Origin of the sequence: Fischerella thermalis PCC 7521 (assembly GCF_000317225.1) — a bacterium.
Lineage (GTDB): Bacteria > Cyanobacteriota > Cyanobacteriia > Cyanobacteriales > Nostocaceae > Fischerella > Fischerella thermalis.
On record NZ_AJLL01000090.1, the window covers coordinates 1 to 17215 of the forward strand.

Annotated in this window: 15 protein-coding genes and 1 pseudogene; 10 read left to right on the top strand and 6 right to left on the bottom strand. The window is 40.6% G+C overall.

The window, feature by feature from the left end:
- A pseudogene (locus UYK_RS24385) lies at nucleotides 1-209 on the top strand (hypothetical protein); the annotation flags it as partial.
- A gap of 342 nt (nucleotides 210-551) precedes the next feature.
- Here UYK_RS24385 and UYK_RS0119050 read toward each other — a convergent pair.
- Nucleotides 552-2945: a CHASE2 domain-containing serine/threonine-protein kinase gene (locus UYK_RS0119050; protein ID WP_009454097.1), complete on the bottom strand. Its 2394-nt coding sequence runs from the start codon at nucleotides 2943-2945 to the stop codon at nucleotides 552-554.
- A 765-nt stretch (nucleotides 2946-3710) separates the two neighbouring features.
- Between UYK_RS0119050 and UYK_RS0119055 the strand changes: the two genes are divergently transcribed.
- The 5 genes from UYK_RS0119055 (at nucleotide 3711) to UYK_RS0119070 (ending at nucleotide 7461) form a co-directional block, all read left to right on the top strand.
- Nucleotides 3711-4235, top strand: a complete 525-nt coding sequence (locus UYK_RS0119055; protein WP_009454098.1) for a LabA-like NYN domain-containing protein — start codon at nucleotides 3711-3713, stop codon at nucleotides 4233-4235.
- Nucleotides 4236-4325: 90 nt separating this feature from the next.
- Nucleotides 4326-5921, top strand: coding sequence for a 2-isopropylmalate synthase (locus UYK_RS0119060; RefSeq protein ID WP_009454099.1), 1596 nt, complete (start codon nucleotides 4326-4328; stop codon nucleotides 5919-5921).
- A 129-nt stretch (nucleotides 5922-6050) separates the two neighbouring features.
- On the top strand, nucleotides 6051-6230 hold the full coding sequence (locus tag UYK_RS27390) for a hypothetical protein (RefSeq protein ID WP_143766825.1): 180 nt from the start codon (nucleotides 6051-6053) through the stop codon (nucleotides 6228-6230).
- A gap of 19 nt (nucleotides 6231-6249) precedes the next feature.
- Nucleotides 6250-6372, top strand: coding sequence for a hypothetical protein (locus UYK_RS27605; protein ID WP_257998895.1), 123 nt, complete (start codon nucleotides 6250-6252; stop codon nucleotides 6370-6372).
- A gap of 222 nt (nucleotides 6373-6594) precedes the next feature.
- On the top strand, nucleotides 6595-7461 hold the full coding sequence (locus UYK_RS0119070) for a hypothetical protein (RefSeq protein WP_016871970.1): 867 nt from the start codon (nucleotides 6595-6597) through the stop codon (nucleotides 7459-7461).
- A gap of 104 nt (nucleotides 7462-7565) precedes the next feature.
- On the opposite strand, the gene nadA is transcribed toward UYK_RS0119070, so the two are convergent.
- The 4 genes from nadA to UYK_RS0119090 form a co-directional block, all read right to left on the bottom strand.
- The gene (nadA, locus tag UYK_RS0119075; RefSeq protein ID WP_009454102.1) at nucleotides 7566-8540 is read right to left on the bottom strand and encodes a quinolinate synthase NadA; all 975 of its coding nucleotides are present in this window, start codon (nucleotides 8538-8540) and stop codon (nucleotides 7566-7568) included.
- A 259-nt stretch (nucleotides 8541-8799) separates the two neighbouring features.
- Nucleotides 8800-10107, bottom strand: a complete 1308-nt coding sequence (locus UYK_RS0119080) for a dihydroorotase (protein ID WP_009454103.1) — start codon at nucleotides 10105-10107, stop codon at nucleotides 8800-8802.
- A 10-nt stretch (nucleotides 10108-10117) separates the two neighbouring features.
- Nucleotides 10118-11473, bottom strand: coding sequence for a histidine phosphatase family protein (locus UYK_RS0119085; protein WP_009454104.1), 1356 nt, complete (start codon nucleotides 11471-11473; stop codon nucleotides 10118-10120).
- A 73-nt stretch (nucleotides 11474-11546) separates the two neighbouring features.
- Nucleotides 11547-11741, bottom strand: a complete 195-nt coding sequence (locus UYK_RS0119090) for a class I SAM-dependent methyltransferase (RefSeq protein ID WP_016871972.1) — start codon at nucleotides 11739-11741, stop codon at nucleotides 11547-11549.
- A gap of 60 nt (nucleotides 11742-11801) precedes the next feature.
- On the opposite strand from UYK_RS0119090, the gene der reads away from it, so the two are divergent.
- The 4 genes from der (at nucleotide 11802) to UYK_RS0119110 (ending at nucleotide 16416) form a co-directional block, all read left to right on the top strand.
- Entirely contained in the window at nucleotides 11802-13163 is a 1362-nt protein-coding gene (der, locus tag UYK_RS0119095; protein WP_009454105.1) for a ribosome biogenesis GTPase Der, read from the top strand.
- A 73-nt stretch (nucleotides 13164-13236) separates the two neighbouring features.
- Nucleotides 13237-14178, top strand: coding sequence for an energy-coupling factor transporter transmembrane component T family protein (locus UYK_RS0119100; protein WP_009454106.1), 942 nt, complete (start codon nucleotides 13237-13239; stop codon nucleotides 14176-14178).
- Between the two features lie 236 nt (nucleotides 14179-14414).
- Entirely contained in the window at nucleotides 14415-15506 is a 1092-nt protein-coding gene (gene hppD, locus UYK_RS0119105) for a 4-hydroxyphenylpyruvate dioxygenase (protein WP_009454107.1), read from the top strand.
- A gap of 205 nt (nucleotides 15507-15711) precedes the next feature.
- A complete protein-coding gene (locus UYK_RS0119110) occupies nucleotides 15712-16416 on the top strand; it encodes an HAD family hydrolase (protein WP_009454109.1) in 705 nt (234 codons plus the stop codon).
- 42 nt (nucleotides 16417-16458) lie between these two features.
- On the opposite strand, the gene UYK_RS0119115 is transcribed toward UYK_RS0119110, so the two are convergent.
- Nucleotides 16459-17088: a CPP1-like family protein gene (locus UYK_RS0119115; protein WP_009454130.1), complete on the bottom strand. Its 630-nt coding sequence runs from the start codon at nucleotides 17086-17088 to the stop codon at nucleotides 16459-16461.
- Between the last annotated feature and the right edge of the window lie 127 nt (nucleotides 17089-17215).

The following is a 17215-nucleotide window of genomic DNA, read 5'->3' on the forward strand; positions in this document are numbered from 1 at the left end:
ATTCAAACCCACCTACTTCAACTGGGGTAAACCCAACACCAGTAGAAACACCAACACCTCCAGTAGAAACACCAACACCTCCAGTAGAAACACCAACACCTCCAGTAGAAACACCAACACCCCCAACCCCAATTGAGTCTACTGGTGTCAATAAAACTCCACTTCCGGAGGAAACACCAACACCTCCAGGCCCTCCACAAAATCAATAGCTCAAGGGGAGAAGTGCTAATTTTTACAATCAAATTAAAAGCCCTCGATTCAAAATCGGGGGCTTTGCGTAAGTACTAATACCGATTTGAAAAAAGAATGCGACAAATAGATATTGTAGAGACGAGCTGTTTGAAGCATCTCTACATCAGGATATGTTGCAAATATTTATTGAATCGGTATGAGGCGAGTACATTCCGATAGGACTAAAAGCTTTGCCATATAAGGCTGATAAAATGTGCAAGTTAGGAGCGCCTTAGCGCTAAAGCGCTTACTAAGATCTAATTTCCAGGCTTTACTTTTCTTTACATGGTTAGATTTTTCTCGCCTACTTACTTAGTACGTCAGCTTTTATCTGTTCCGTCTTCTTGCTGTCTATTTTCTTGTATTAAAGTTTCTTTTGGGACTTCAACCCAAGGTGTAGTAGGGATTTCCGACTCTATAAAATAAACAGAATTTAACAATGATTGATTGTGGGGTGAAGTATATCTGTTTTGACGAGTAATTAAGCTGTTGAGTGCTTGTAGTGGTTCTGTTGCGGATTGATATCGCTGTTGAAAGTCTTCCTGCACCATTTTAGAGATAATTTCAGCAAAGGCAGGGCTAATATTTGCTCTGTGCATCCATTGCAATTCACCATTAGGATCTTTTTCCAGTTCGTGAGGAGGGATGCCGGTTAGCGCTTTAATGGCAATCATACCAATTGCATAAATGTCACTATTATATTGCGGACGCCCAAAACATTGCTCAGTAGGTGCATAACCTTTAGTACCAATGCCAATTGTAAAGGCGGTTTGTTCTTGACTACCCAATATTTGAGTGGTTACTTCTTTAACAGCACCGAAGTCAATCAGTATCAACTTGTTATCTGATTCTCGGCGGATGATATTGCTAGGTTTAATATCTCGGTGAATCACACCATTTTGGTGAACAAATATCAATATTTGCAATAATTCTCGCAAAATCTCGATCACTTCGTCTTCTGCAAGTTGTTTGCCCGGTAGCATTTCTTGACTGAGAGCATGACCATCAATGTATTCTTGAACTAAATAGAATTCTTCATCTTGTTCAAAATAAGCCAACAGTTGGGGTATTTGATCGTATGTTCCCAATTTTTGCAATGTTTGAGCTTCTGCGTTAAATAATCGTCTGGCAACTGCCAATTGTTCTGGTTTATGAGTAGCTGGTTTTAGTTGTTTGACTACACACAAAGGATTACCTGGGAGTTGGATATCTTCAGCTATGTATGTTTCGCTGAATCCTCCTGCGCCAAGTACTTTGACAATTTTATAGCGTCCGCCCAAGATTTTTCCTGATAATGCTATGTCCAGTTGTTGAAGTAAATCTTGTAAGTCATCTTGCTGGCTGATAATTTCTTGAACAACAGGAGAAGATTTGTATTTATTAAAAATGATTAATAATTGATGTTTTCTCAAAATTTCCTTAGCTGCTTCCGTTGCCAAATAGGAGAATCCAATTCCAGCGATCGCTATGATTGGGATGCTAGCAGGGAAAATTAACTGACCGTAGATAAATAATACATAACAAATTCCTCCCCAACTAATAGCAAGAATTAAACTGTACAAAAATCTTCTAATTACATGCTTGCTTTTAGCAATAACTATTGCACATATGCCTACTAAACTAAACACGAATAAACCACGTAAAGGTGCAGTGTGAATAGCTTGGGCAATGCTTTTTCCTTCCATCAAAGTTGCGATCGCATTGGCATGAATTTCTACTCCTGACATTGGTTCTGGATATAACCAACTAGAAGCCGCTGGTACTAAGTAATAATCTTTCGCTGATTGGGATGTGACTCCAATCAGGACAATTTTGTCTTTGAATACCTTGCCTTGTTGTAAATAAGTATTCCAATTTTCTGGGTCGAGTACATGCCAAAATGGATACATTTCAAAAGTACCCGCACTACCATAAAAATATATGCGATCGCCTTTTGGTCGAGGATAATTGATTTGAGCTGCCCTTAAAACTGCTTCAGTAAAAGAGGGAATTTTATCGGTAGGAACAAAACCTTCTTGAGCCTCTAATAATTTGGGAAACTCACTAGCTAAACGGTGTACTTTATCATCAACCTCTTTAGGAAAATTCACTGAACCTATTGACACTGAACCTGTGCGAAACATCTGATGAGGTTGGGTTAATTGCCAAAAAACACCTTGGTGAGTTTCAGAATTTTCGTAAATTGCCGCTAAGGAAACCTTATTTCCATAACGTTGCAAAACCGCCTGTAATTCGCGATCGTTTTTATTATTACTTGGTAAGTCGAATAATATATCTACGGCTACATGACGCGCTCCTGCTTGCACTAACTTTTCGATGACTTGGGCATATGCTACACGTCGAAAAGGAAAGACTTGCAGGGGTTCTAAGTAAGCATAGGCTTGCGGATTTGTTTTGTAATACTGTCCTGGTACTGATATCGACTGTTCGTCAATTGCCAAAATCACGATGTCTTCGTTGGGAACTACAGACCCTCGGACAATAAAAAAGACAGAATATGCTTGATTTTCTAGTAATTCTACCCAGCCAACACTGGAAGCACTCAGCAGTGCTGCTGCAATTGCCCAACTACCAGCAAGTAAATTACCTAAGCGCCCCATTAGCTTTGTCTGGCGTACTGATGTAGTCAGAGTTGCTTTTGTTGATTTACTTGAGGTTTGATTAGCAGCTGAGACATCTTTTTTAGCTAATGTATATATAGGTTCTTCCGGCATATCGTATTGCTGATTGACTTACTGTGATTTTATTTAATTACGCACTCTTTTAGGACAATAATCTTGAAATAAGGCTTAAATGGAAATCTTACACATTTGTAAACTAACCTCTATTTATCATCAAAGTTGCATTAGCACTGAACAGAAAATATCTGACATATTAGCTAGACAATACCTGAATTTTGACTTAACTTAGCCATTTGAGTTATTTTTGCAAACAGACATGGGTTGCAGCGAAATATTACTGCTATGAAGTAAGCTGCTATTCCATACCAAGGGATACACTTCTACAGAAGTTGCTCCCGAACCTACACTATTAGCTGTATGTAACAGTGCAATCCTTGGTCTACCTGAAGAAGTATTCTCTGTTTATAGGCTTTACTGAAAAGTAATCTCGTATCGTGTGCAATCCTTGCTCTGTCCCAAAAAATATTCTCAACCTCAACTTTACACTAAGCCTGATTACACCACTTTAGGAGTAAACTTAATTGATATACAGCCCAAGGTAAGCTGTTACTTAGTCAATTTGATTGGTAGATTTTGACTAGAGGGTGCAATTAACAGCGCCGAGTGTGAAAAATGTTAAGCACCCGGTTATCCTTAATAACTATGTTTCTAGCAATTTTATACTTTAAGAGGGGTTAAATATAACTTATATATGACATTATAATTTATAGATAATAGCAAGTCTTTCATTTTATAATTGCTATAATCTATTGTTCAATCTAAATTCTTCTTTATCTATATTTTAGGTGTAACTTTACTATGGGTTCCTCTATGAATCGTCTGTCTATTTTTGTAGACGGAAATAATATGTTCTATGCTCAACAAAAAAATGGCTGGTTTTTTGATCCGCGGCGAGTTTTAGAATACTTCAGACATGAACAGCCAGACACAACCTTAATAAATGCATTCTGGTACACTGGCTTAAAAGATCAACAAGATCAGCGAGGTTTTAGAGATGCTTTAATAAGTTTAGGATATACAGTTAGAACTAAAGTTCTTAAAGAATATTATGATGATTCTTCTGGTCGTTATTCCCAAAAAGCGAATTTAGATATAGAAATTGTAGTAGATATGTTTAATACAGTAGATCAATATGACCGAGTTGTTTTATTTAGTGGAGATGGAGATTTTGAGAGAGCAATAGAGTTATTACGTTCAAAAAATACTCATATTACAGTGGTATCAACAGAGGGGATGATTGCTAGAGAATTACGGAATGCTACGGATAGATATATAGATTTAAATGATATTCGTGATCAAATAGAAAAAGTAGACGCGTTATAATTTTAATACTTTATTTACAAATTATAAAAGCACAAAAATAAGTTTTAAGGTATTTTAAACCTCAAGTAAACACTAAACAACAAACAGCCAATGAAAACTCAACCAGAAAAAATTATTATCTTTGACACCACGCTTAGAGATGGTGAACAATGCCCGGGCGCAACTTTGAATATTGATGAAAAGCTTGTTATTGCTAAGCAACTAGCGCGCTTGGGTGTAGATGTAATTGAAGCTGGTTTTGCCTTTGCAAGTCCTGGAGATTTTGAAGCAGTTAATAAAATTGCTCAAATTGTAGGGACAGAAAATGGGCCTGTAATTTGTAGTTTAGCAAGAGCAATACAAGAAGATATTAAAGCTGCTGCCCAAGCCATCGAACCAGCTGCAAAAAAGAGAATTCACACTTTTATAGCTACTTCTGATATTCACCTCAAATACAAACTGAGAAAAAGTAGGCAAGAGGTGTTAGCGATCGCAGAAGAAATGGTGGCTTATGCAAAAAGTTTTACTGATGATATAGAATTTTCTCCTGAAGATGCGGGACGTTCTGATCCAGAATTTCTCTATGAAGTTTTAGAAAAAGCGATCGCAGCTGGGGCGACAACAGTTAATATTCCTGATACTGTTGGTTACACAACTCCAACAGAATTTGGAGCATTGATCAAAGGAATTAAAGAAAACGTTCCCAATATTGACCAAGCAATTATTTCTGTTCACGGACATAATGACTTAGGTTTAGCCGTTGCTAACTTTTTAGAAGCAGTCAAAAATGGTGCGAGACAGTTAGAATGTACCATTAATGGCATTGGGGAAAGAGCCGGAAATGCAGCCCTAGAAGAATTAGTCATGGCATTGCATGTGCGGCGGCAATATTTTAATCCCTTCTTGGGACGCCCAGCAGAATCTGAAGAACCACTCACAAATATCGACACCAAGCAGATATATAGAACCTCACGCATGGTTTCTAATTTAACAGGAATGCTGGTGCAACCAAACAAAGCAATTGTCGGTGCAAATGCCTTTGCTCACGAATCAGGAATTCATCAAGATGGTGTCTTGAAAAACAAGCTCACCTATGAAATTATGGATGCCCAATTAATTGGTTTGACAGAAAATCAAATTGTATTGGGTAAGCATTCTGGTAGAAATGCTTTCCGTACACGCTTGCGAGAATTGGGTTATGAACCAACAGAAACAGAATTAAATAAAGCATTCGTCAGATTCAAAGAAGTAGCAGATAAAAAGAAAGAAATTACAGATTGGGATTTGGAAGCTATAGTTAATGATGAAATCCAACAAGCTCCTGATTTGTTTAAATTAGAGTTGGTACAAGTTTCCTGTGGTAGCAACGCCAAACCCACCGCCACAGTCACCCTACGTAACCCAGAAGGTGATGAATTAATTGATGCTGCGATTGGTACAGGCCCTGTAGATGCAGTTTACAAAGCTATTAACCGTGTTATCAATGTACCCAACCAATTAATAGAATTTTCTGTGCAGTCAGTCACAGCTGGAATTGATGCTATCGGGGAAGTGACAATCCGTCTGCGCTATCAAGATAGAGTCTTTTCTGGTCATGCAGCAAATACAGATATTATAGTGGCATCGGCGCAGGCGTACGTTAACGCGTTGAATAGACTATATGCTTGGCTGCAAAATCAACCCAAGCAAGAAGAAGTCACTGCTTAGAAAATACTAAGATTGTAGTGAGGACTAGAGGTCTGATAAACAATATCAATTTACTGATGGAAGTTCAGCAATATAGAAACGATCTGGGTATCGCCCTCACTTATAACTGATACCTAGACGTTCCAGCAGTTGCGATCAGCCCGCTTTGGTTGTAAACTGCATTTCCCGATAGCAATGAGCGATCGCACTGTTGTCTCCACTGACTTTGAAAACCTGCACCTTGTCATTGAACTTGATTTGGCAATGGCATTAAGCCGTTGTGCCAAGTTGGAAGATATTGATTCTAGTTTGTTAGTGGTTGGTTGTTGATGGTTGTACCAGACGTGCCATGGCACGTCTGGTACATTGGTTAGTGGTTAGTAGTTATGGCTACTACTCCACCCTACGGGTTCGCCAGGTGACGCCACGTGCTACAACTCTTGGAACCCCCAAGGGCGCAGTGGCTCCTTAATGCCGGGGAAAGAGTCCACCGCACTGGCTCACCGGTACGCGTCTACACACTCCTCACACCCCTACACCCTCACAGCTATTTTCAAGACAGATTTGGCAAGCTGGTGTTTTTACCCATACAATCAAGTACAGGCTTGGTTGCATCCAACACAAGCCTGAATGTATTTCACTGATTTTTCGATTAATAATTTCGGCTGAAAAGCGATTGCACTTTCCCCAAATGATGGTAAACAGAGTCAATGACATTGCTTGGCAAGCACGTCAGGGTAGCGTTGCTGCAATTATTCAAGTGTTAAATGAAAGATTAGCCAATTCTGGTGTGAGAACCAGAGCAATTTATCATGATGGTGTATTACAAATTTTGTGTGAGGCTTCCACGCTAGATAAACTAGAGCAATCAACTTTAGTGAAGCAAATTCAGCAAATTCTCGAATCAATCCAACCTCGTAATCTTCGTAAAGTTAATATCAACAGTCGCATAGTCCAGGAACAGCAATTGTTATGGTTAGAAGAAATTATCCGTGATCCAGAAAACCAATTGCTATGGTCAGAAGAAATCATATTAGAACAGCCTAATATTTTCCAAAAATTAATTAAGAATTACCAAGAGCAAAAAACTGAAGCAGGAAAAATACACTTAAGTAAAACTCAATTATCTAAACCAATACCAATTAATAATAAATCCAAAAATTATGCTTGGAACTGGAGATTATTTTCTTTAAGTTTAAGTTTATTGTTACTCTTATCAAGCTTGATTATTTATGCAGTGTTAAATGGTAAATTACAAAATCCCTGGCTACCAGAAACAACAAGTTCTCTCACCCCAACAGCAAAATCTTCAAATTCAGAAGACTCATTTACAATAGCAGTAAGGATTGCTAACCAAGCTTCCGACGCAGGGAAAATAGCTAAAACTTCAACTCAATGGTTAGAAATAGCAGCCAACTGGCAAAGAGCTTCCGATTTAATGGCTAATGTCCCACCCAGTCACAGTCGTTATCAAGAAGCACAAATTCGGACTAAATTATATAAGAAATATAGTGAAGCGGCGCAGAAAGAAGCGGAGAAGAGTAAGGATGTAGGGATGTAGGAAGAGTCATATTTTCATGTTTGGTTGTGAGATTTTCTCGTGAATGGCTAACTTAAAAAATAGAGATGCGACAACAAAACCGCATCTCTACCAACCAAACTTAACTAAACACTCATCTCCAACATCCGTTGAATTGGACGCAACGCCGCTAGGCGTATCTCTTCAGACATCGTGATTTCCGGCGCACGATTTTTCATGGCCAAATACAATTTTTCCAAAGTATTCAACCGCATAAATGGACACTCATTGCAGTTGCAATTATTGATTGGTGGCGCAGGAATAAAATGTTTTGATGGTGCAGCTTTCTGCATCTGATGAATAATTCCCGGTTCTGTAGCCACAATAAATTCTTGAGTTGGACTTTGTTGACAATATTTAAGTAAAGCGGCTGTAGAACCGATGAAACTAGCGTGACGCAAAACAGCAGGTTCACATTCTGGGTGAGCGATCGCTTCTGCTTCTGGATGTGCTATTTTCAACTGGACGATTTTCTTTTCTGAAAAAGTCTCATGGACGATACAGCTACCTTGCCATAACACCATATCTCGCCCAGTCTGTTCCATCACATACCGTCCCAAATTCCGATCTGGAGCAAAAATTATCGGCACATCTTCGGGTATCTGCTGCACAATTTTGACAGCGTTGGAACTGGTACAAATAATATCGCTCATCGCCTTAATTTCGGCAGAGCAATTGATATAAGAAACTACTAAATGTCCGGGATGGGCTGCTTTAAATTCTGCAAACTCTTTTGGCGGACAGGTATCTGCTAAAGAACAGCCAGCATTCACATCTGGTAACAGCACTATTTTATCGGGATTGAGAATCTTGGCTGTTTCAGCCATGAAGTGAACGCCAGCGAAGACGATCACATCAGCATTGGTATCAGCTGCTGCTTTAGAAAGTTGTAGAGAATCGCCAATAAAGTCTGCAATATCTTGAATATCTGGCTCTTGATAATAATGAGCCAGGATTACCGCATTCAATTGTTTTTTTAAACTCTCGATCGCTGCAAATAAATCTAGTGGTAATGCACCCGGTTGGGTTTGATCTCGTTGAATAAGTGCAGTTGTAAACACAGTTAGGCGTAGCTTGATTTTACGAATTGTTGTCTTGTCTAAGTAATTATAGTAGTTTTTACCAAAAATGGAAGGAGGGTAACAGTCCTTAGACTCGAATTAAAGATGACGCTTCATGTAAATTCAAGCGGTGACAAAAATCATGTTTTATTATTCGACCACCGTACAAGGTGATACACACCGATAGACACAGATAGATTATCTGTTGGTAGTCCAGTGGTGTGTGTCTGGGTAATCGTGGCTAATATACCGATAATTATTAAGGTATCCAAATTTTCACTACCCTACCCGTCAACTGTTGTCCCAACCAAGGCGTATTCTGTGAGAGGGTACGAAGATTTTGTCTGTCAACTTTCCAGCTTTGCTGCGGATCAAATAGTGTTAATTCTGCCTTTTGACCAGGAGCGATCGCACTCAAATTCTGTTTTAAACACTCCGCCGGACGGCTACTCAGTGCTTGCCACAATTGTAGGGCGCTAAATTCACCAGTTTCTACCAAATGTTGCCATAACAAAGGTAGCGCTAACTCTAAACCTATTGCCCCCGGTGGTGCTTCGGCAAATGCTACAGTTTTTTCTTCGTAGGTATAGGGAGCGTGGTCAATAGCGATCGCATCTACAATACCTGTGCGTACTGCTTGCCGCAATGCTAACAAATCACTCGGATTACCCAAGGGCGGATCTAAATTTAGGTTTGGATTATAGCTTTTAAGTGATTCTGTGTCAAGTAAAACATGCATCCAAGTGGTGCTAGCGGTGATTGGTAAGCCTTGACTTTTTGCCGATGCGATTAGTTCGACGCTGCGGGCTGTGGAAACGCGCATAATGTGTACAGGCGTCTCTGTAGCAGCTACCAATTCTATTAAAGCAGCGATCGCAGAGGTTTCAGAAGTAGCAGGATTCCCTGGCAAGCCAAAGCGGAGCGAGTCTGGGCCTTCGCGCATGACTCCATTAGACTTGAGTTGGCGATCGCAACACCACAGTGCCACAGGCTTTCCCAAGGGCTGGAGATACTCTAACACGCGCCGTACCAGTGCCGTATTTTCCAAAGGCTGACCATCAGCAAAACCGACTACCCCCGCCACCGCTAAATCGGCGAACTCCGTCATTTGCTTACCAGCAACATCAAAGGTGATTGCGCCCCAGATGTTGAGATGGGGGGGAGATAAGGGAGAAAAATTGCTTCCTTGTCCCCCGTGTCCCTTTTTTCCTCCTTGCTCCCGCATCTTTTCCCAAAACTGCGCCACTACCGCCGGATTATCTACAACCGGGGATGTGTCGGGTAAGATGCTAATTCTTGTGAAGCCACCAGCCGCCGCTGCTTTTAGTAGAGAACAAAGGGTTTCCCGTTCTTCAAATCCCGGTTCTCCGGAATGGCTATACAAATCTATCAACCCTGTTCCTAAGACTAATCCACTACAGTCTTGGATGTAAGTGTCTTGTGGCACATCAGAAATATTATTGTTTACTGATTGGATATAACCATCCTCAATCAGCACATCAGCTACTTGGTCAGTACCAGAAACCGGGTCAATAATCCGTACTTGTTGTAATAATTCACTTGTCATAGCATAACTCTTACAAAGCCCCTGCTGCGGTTTTATCTAGCACCCCTCCACCCAAATGAGTGGTAATATTCATTGCTTGCAACACTGGTACACCATTCAATCCTGAAGGGTAATCTATAACACTGACTGCGCCATTACCCTGACGGAAATTCCAGAAATTATCTGGTGATAGACCTAGAATATGGCAAAGCAGAGTTTTGTTAGTAGCATCATGAGCAACAACTATACCGGTTTGGAGTTGATTTGCCAATGCTGCTTCTACAACTGATTGCCAAGTTGCGACGCTGCGTTCCCATACCTGTTGCAAATTTTCCCCTGCGGGCATTTGTACTTGGGCTGGTATTGTTCGCCAACGTTCTAGCTCTCCCGGAAATTCTTGTTCAATTTCCGATTCTAATTTTCCTTCCCAAAGTCCGTGGCTAATTTCTCTAAAACCATCTTGCAATTCTAACTTGATACTGTTGTGGTTCTGTAAGATAATTTCAGCTGTTTCCTTGGGACGTAGCATCGGACTGCTAACGGCAAAATCAAGTTTCACATCTTTGAGAAATGCGGCAGCTTTTTGTGCCTGTAGTCTACCATTTTCGTTGAGAGGAACATCAATTTGACCTTGAAATTTACCTTGGCGATTCCACTCGGTTTCGCCGTGACGGATTAGCAATAAACGTACACCATGATGATTTGGTCGCACAGAGGGGAGAATATCTCCTAAGTGTTGCGTTTGGTTCATGGATTCTAGCTGAACTGCATCTCCTAAATTACCCGCAAAATTAAGCACACTGACGCCGCAGTTAGATTGCTGGATGGAATGATAGCGAGATGGAGAAATTCTCAGTGCTGTGCTGATTAATGCTCGATTAATGCCGTTATGTCCTACTATTAAGATCGTTTGCCCCGGATGGCGGGGCAGAATTTCTTGCCAAAATTGCCGTGCTTGTTCGTACAAAGCTAAGACAGGATAATGTTCTCGGCTATCTCCCTCACTGTTTGGAACAAGCATCTGGAATTGATGGGGCGACTGTTTCCAAATGCGGTAATCTTCAGGAAACTTCTGCTTAACTTCTGCTACAAGCATTTTCTCCCACAAAGGTAAGTCAATCTCTAGCAGCAGATCAGAAGTTTGAGGAACAACAGACTGTGCAGAATTGTTTTCTTGCGATCGCCAGATGATCTGTGCTGTTTGTTTGGCTCGCTGTAGAGGACTACTATAAATAGCATTGAATGAAATATTGCTGAGGGCTTTGCCGACTAAACTGGCATCGTTACAACCTTTTTCAGTTAATTTAGACGCATCGGTGCGCCCTTGAATACGTTTTTCAGTGTTATATGTGCTTTGACCGTGGCGCACGATGATGACCCGAGTCACTTTTTGCCCTCCTCTCTCTAAAGGACTAATTCTACTGCAAAGTGTTCCAAAATATTCTCTTTACGAGATTTTGTCAGTTATGGTTAATCCAAACATAATCTTGTCTCAAATCAGAATGAAATACATAAAAACAGCCTCGATCAAATCCAAAATCAAACTCTTGATCCAAACGACTCTTAAAAATATCATCCTGTATAAAACTAATATCTAAACCTTCTTCCTTAGCCTTACTGTCAGCCTGAGTGATAGCAGCTTCAAAAATAGTCAACAGACAAAAAGCTCATCTCTAATCGCTACAATAAAGATTTGCAGTATTCTGCATCAGCTTATGAGACTTCCTATCGTAGCTATTATTGGTCGCCCAAATGTGGGCAAATCGACTCTTGTTAATCGTTTGGCAGGGGAGCAATCTGCTATTGTTTATGATCAACCAGGAGTAACACGCGATCGCACTTATTTACCCGCCTTTTGGCGTGATCGTGAATTTATGGTTGTCGATACTGGTGGTTTAGTTTTTAATGATGATACTGAATTTTTACCACTAATTCGTCAACAAGCTATGGCAGCCCTTGCGGAAGCCAGTGCAGCTATTTTTGTAGTTGATGGTCGCACTGGTCCAACAGCCGCTGACGAAGAAATCGCTACATGGTTGCGACAACAACCCGTACCCGTACTGTTGGCTGTGAATAAATGTGAATCTCCAGAACAAGGTTTAATCCAAGCTGCCGAATTCTGGAATTTAGGGTTAGGTGAACCTTTCCCTGTCTCTGCTATTCATGGTAGTGGTACGGGAGATTTACTAGATAAGCTGATCAATTATTTACAGCCAGTCCAGGATCTTCCAGATATCAATGAAATCAAAATTGCAATTGTCGGACGCCCAAATGTAGGCAAATCCAGCTTATTGAATGCTTTTGTTGGTGAAGAAAGAGCAATTGTTAGCCCAATTTCCGGTACTACTCGTGATGCAATTGATACTGAGATTGAACGTAACGGACAAACCTATCGTTTGATCGACACCGCCGGAATTCGCAAAAAGAAAAACGTAGAATACGGTCCGGAATTTTTTAGTATCAATCGGGCTTTTAAAGCAATTCGTCGCGCCGATGTCGTTTTATTGGTCATCGATGCTATTGATGGTGTCACCGAACAAGACCAAAAGTTAGCCGGACGGGTAATCGAAGAAGGTCGGGCTTGTGTTGTTGTGGTGAATAAGTGGGATGCGGTAGACAAAGACTCTTACACCATCTACGATTACGAAAAACATTTACAAGAAAGGCTGCATTTTACTGAGTGGTCAGAAACTATCTTTGTCAGTGCTTTGACTGGACAAAGGGTAGAGAAGATATTGGAATTAGTAAACCAGGCAGCTGAGGAACACAAGCGCCGCGTCAGTACCTCAGTCATCAACGAAGTTCTCGAAGAAGCAGTTCGCTGGCATTCCCCACCAGTCAGTCGCAGTGGCAAACAGGGCAAAATTTATTACGGTACGCAAGTTAGCACTCAGCCACCTACAATAGCATTGTTTGTCAATGATGCTAAACGTTTTAACGATAACTACCGTCGTTATATTGAGCGACAATTCCGGCAACAACTGGGATTTAAGGGTACTCCAATCCGATTGATCTGGCGGAGTAAAAAAGCTCGAGATGTGGAAAATGTTAATAACAACAGAGCTGCCCGCGTATAAAATTATGAATTCTGAATTATGAATTCTCAATTCAGCAATTCATAATTCATCACTCATCATTCATAATTTCACAATGGATTTACTGCGATCGCTACCAATAGGTCTTTATCTAGAACAACCACAAACTTGGTTACACAAACTCGATCCGCGTATCAAGTTTATCTGGTTGATGAGCTTTCTAACTACCTACATTTTTGCTAACAACTTGTGGCGGGTTTTACTGGTTGTATTGTTGATTATTGCTACCTTAATCGCCAGAATTCCCAAGCGAGTTTGGCAGCAGCAGATGGGTTGGTTATTAATGCTATGCTTTTTTGTGTTAGTGATTGCTGCTATTAGCCCTGATGGTTTGGGTATAAGCTATCAACCCCGCCTACCAGAAAACGATCTTATCTCAACCGAACAATCAAATCCTGCTACTTCTACTACTCCAACTCCAACTATTGAAACTTCACCTACTCACGATCAGCAGAAATATAGTTACGTACTATTTGAAAAAGGGGCAATTAAAGTAACTCGTCGTTCTTTGGATTTAGCAATTAGCCTAAGTACAATATTATTTACTGTTATTTATAGTACAAATTTATACTTACTGACAACCGCAGCAGAAGAAATCACAGCTGCACTTGAAAGCTTGATGCAACCACTACAAAGGTTTAATATACCTGTCACTGAAATCACATTAATGTTAACATTGTCGTTACGTTTTATACCTTTAGTGCTAGAAGAAGTACAGAATTTAGTTCGCTCGATCATGACAAGAGCTATCAATTGGAAAAAATTAGGATTAAAAGGAGCAGTTAAAGTTTGGATGCTTGTAGCAGAGAGACTTTTGCAGAACCTGCTACTGAGAGCAGAACAAATGGCAAACGCCATGATGGTCAGAGGTTTTACTAGTCCTAATGAACATCGAGTCCAATGGCACGACTTACGCCTCAAAAGACGCGACTGGCTAGCGATCGCTACTTTAATTCTGTTTTGGGGAGTGCGGCTGGCGATAGGTAATGAAGTTTAGTGGAAGTAGTGGAGATGGGGTGGTGAGGAGTGTGTAGACGCGCTTTGCGCGGCTTCCCGTAAGGGTGGAGTGTGAGGAGTGTGGAATAACTACTAACTACTAACCACTAACCAATGACAATTGAGAATTGACAATTGACCAATGACAAATAATCTTGCTTAGGAATGACCAGAAAATCCAGCAAAAAAGGCAAAATAACGAGACAGATAGGCTGTCGTGCTGGATTCTCCTAGCTTATGAAAATTAATTGGGTTCACTTTTACGTGGAAGATGCCAAAGCTTGGCGTGATTGGTTTGTCAGTCATCTTGGTTTTCAGGTGGTTGAAAGTTGGGCAGTTTTAACCCCCTTTATAAATACAAACAACGGGAGTTGTTTTCACACTTGTACAGAAGCAGTCAAAAGTGGTTCAGTTTGCTTTTTGTTATCTTCACCACTTTTACCCATCAGTCCAGTGGCAGATTTTCTGCATCAGCATCCCCCCGGTGTAGCAGATGTTGCTTTTGTCATTGAAGATGTAGAAGCTGTGATCGCTCGCGCTCAAGCATACGGTGCTAAAGTCTTACAACCCATCCAACACTATCAACAAGGAGACAGATACATTAAGTGGAGCAAAATAGCTGCTTGGGGTTCTCTGACACATACGTTGATAGAACAATGGGAAGATAGGGAGAAGATTTCACTCACCACCCCACCACCCCACCACCCGATCACCGCCATAGATCACATTGTCCTCAATGTTGCAGTGGGTGATCTTGAGCGTGCAGTGACTTGGTATGAAAAAATTCTGGATTTTCAACCCCAGCAGACATTTAAAATTCAAACCGATTACTCGTCTCTGTACAGCCAAGTGATGGTTTCTCGCCACGGTGATGTCCAATTTCCGATTAATGAACCTGCTTCAGCTAATTCGCAAATTCAGGAATTTCTCAATGTTAATCGAGGCCCAGGAATTCAACATATTGCTTTACGAACTGCAAATATTGTAAGTGCGATCGCTCAATTTCGTGGTTGTGGTTTATCTTTGCTCCCAGTTCCCCAAAGCTATTATTTACAGCTTAAAGAACGTCTAGAGTTTCCCCTTTCTAGTGCAGAACTAGAAGCGATCGCTCAACAAGAAATTTTGGTGGACTGGAACCAAAAGACTCCCGATGCTTTACTACTGCAAATTTTCACCCAGCCTATATTTGGACAACCCACTTTTTTCTTTGAATTTATAGAACGCCGTCGCCAAGCTCAAGGTTTCGGTGAAGGCAATTTTCAAGCTTTATTTGAAGCGATCGAACGAGAACAAATTAAACGGGGTAGCTTGTTAGAACCTAAGGAGTAGGGGAAGTGTAGTTCAGTTATCAGTTATCAAATTCTATTACTCACTGCGGCTCCTACTAACCAACCACTAACCACTAACTACTAACAGTCAATAACCAACAACCATCTGATTAGTAATTCTAAACACATTCATCAAATATTTAAAACTCAAACACCACTGCATCTGGGCTAGTCTGAAGGTAAATTTTAATGTTGTTTTTAAAAAAATGTTAAGACTTATTACAGACTTCGACGGCCCGATTATGGATGTCTCAGAACGATATTACCGCGTATATCAGTTCTGCCTAGAGGAGATCCGCCGTCCGGGTCAAAAAGTGCAAGAACTTTCTAAAGCAGAATTTTGGCAAATGAAGCGTGAACGTGTGCCAGAAACACAAATCGCTATAATTTCTGGTTTAGATGAGTTACAAGCACAAGAGTTTTCTAGCCTGCGTCGCAAAACAGTACATACAGAACCTTATTTCCAGTATGATTGCTTAGCAGTTGGCGCTGTGGATGCGCTGTTAAAAATTCAACAAGCTGGCGTTGATTTAGCGGTTATGACTATGCGCCGAGTTTGGGAGCTAGATTATGCTTTTAAACAGTATGATTTAGGTAAGTTTTTCCCCGAGAATCGCTGTTATTGTTTGAGTAATAACTATGTAAAAACCCGTGACATTGATGATAAACCCTTATTAATGACACGAGCATTAAAAGAACTACCAGCTGCTACAGATACATGGATGGTAGGAGACACAGAAGCGGATATTACTGCTGCCAAAAAACACGGTATAAAAGCGATCGCTGTGGAAAGTGGTATTCGCGATCGCTCGCAGTTAAAACTTTATCAGCCAGATTTTATTGTTAAGGATTTCAGGGTAGCTGTTGATTTAGTTTTAGAGCAAGCGTTACAACTGGCTGGAACCTGGTAATAGGTAATGGTAATAGGCGCTCTACCAATTACCTATTACCTATTACTTAAGGAAACTACTAATCAACCACAATAATACAAAAGTCAATACCGTAGAAAACTGATTTGGTGTCAGACTCACAAATTGCTGTATTTGTGGTATTGCCCAACCAGCAATCATTCCTCCGGCAATTAAACCTGTGATTAAACCAAATAGGATAAATAAAACTGCTCTACCAAACTTACCTTCCTTGCGATTGATGAAGTAAATGCTAATACCTACGCCAACTACTAACGCCATCGATAAAACTTGATCGCCGCCACCTGGATAAAATACGCTGATCGCACTTAAACCCAGATACCAAATACCAGGTAAAAGTACATCGGTTGGTGTTGGTTTATCTAGAAATTTTTGCAGCCAGGTAGGTGACTGTTCGCGAGAGACAGGAGTTTCTTTAGGTGGTGCTTGTACAAGGCGTTCTGGAAATCGGATACGTTCTGGGACTTTAATCTTTCCTTCTTGGCGCATCCGCAAGCGATCCATCAAAATCGCATCGTAAGCTGCTTCGATGACTTCTACACGCTTGCTATCGCCGCTATATTGCTGCAAGAGGCGATTACGAACATCTTGAATTTCATCGAAGCTAGCTTCTTCAGATACCCCAAGTTTTTCGTAGGGACTTTGCTCGCTCATGGTGAGTTTATTAATTTAGCCTTACTCGGCAGCAGTCTTTAAATTTGCAGAAAAATAACTCGAGATTTTGTGTCAGTCGAAACCAATGTTTCGGTCGATTTATATATCATACCTGGATAGTAGCATG

Excerpts from the sequence above, each read along its gene's own strand:
- UYK_RS0119070 (WP_016871970.1), top strand. The coding sequence starts at position 6,595 with ATGGTAAACAGAGTCAATGACATTGCTTGGCAAGCACGTCAGGGTAGC.
- hppD (WP_009454107.1), top strand. The coding sequence starts at position 14,415 with ATGAAAATTAATTGGGTTCACTTTTACGTGGAAGATGCCAAAGCTTGG.
- UYK_RS0119055 (WP_009454098.1), top strand. The coding sequence starts at position 3,711 with ATGGGTTCCTCTATGAATCGTCTGTCTATTTTTGTAGACGGAAATAAT.
- UYK_RS0119110 (WP_009454109.1), top strand. The coding sequence starts at position 15,712 with ATGTTAAGACTTATTACAGACTTCGACGGCCCGATTATGGATGTCTCA.
- der (WP_009454105.1), top strand. The coding sequence starts at position 11,802 with ATGAGACTTCCTATCGTAGCTATTATTGGTCGCCCAAATGTGGGCAAA.
- UYK_RS0119050 (WP_009454097.1), bottom strand. The coding sequence starts at position 2,945 with ATGCCGGAAGAACCTATATATACATTAGCTAAAAAAGATGTCTCAGCT.
- UYK_RS0119060 (WP_009454099.1), top strand. The coding sequence starts at position 4,326 with ATGAAAACTCAACCAGAAAAAATTATTATCTTTGACACCACGCTTAGA.
- UYK_RS0119100 (WP_009454106.1), top strand. The coding sequence starts at position 13,237 with ATGGATTTACTGCGATCGCTACCAATAGGTCTTTATCTAGAACAACCA.
- UYK_RS0119115 (WP_009454130.1), bottom strand. The coding sequence starts at position 17,088 with ATGAGCGAGCAAAGTCCCTACGAAAAACTTGGGGTATCTGAAGAAGCT.
- UYK_RS0119080 (WP_009454103.1), bottom strand. The coding sequence starts at position 10,107 with ATGACAAGTGAATTATTACAACAAGTACGGATTATTGACCCGGTTTCT.
- UYK_RS27605 (WP_257998895.1), top strand. The coding sequence starts at position 6,250 with ATGGCACGTCTGGTACATTGGTTAGTGGTTAGTAGTTATGGCTACTAC.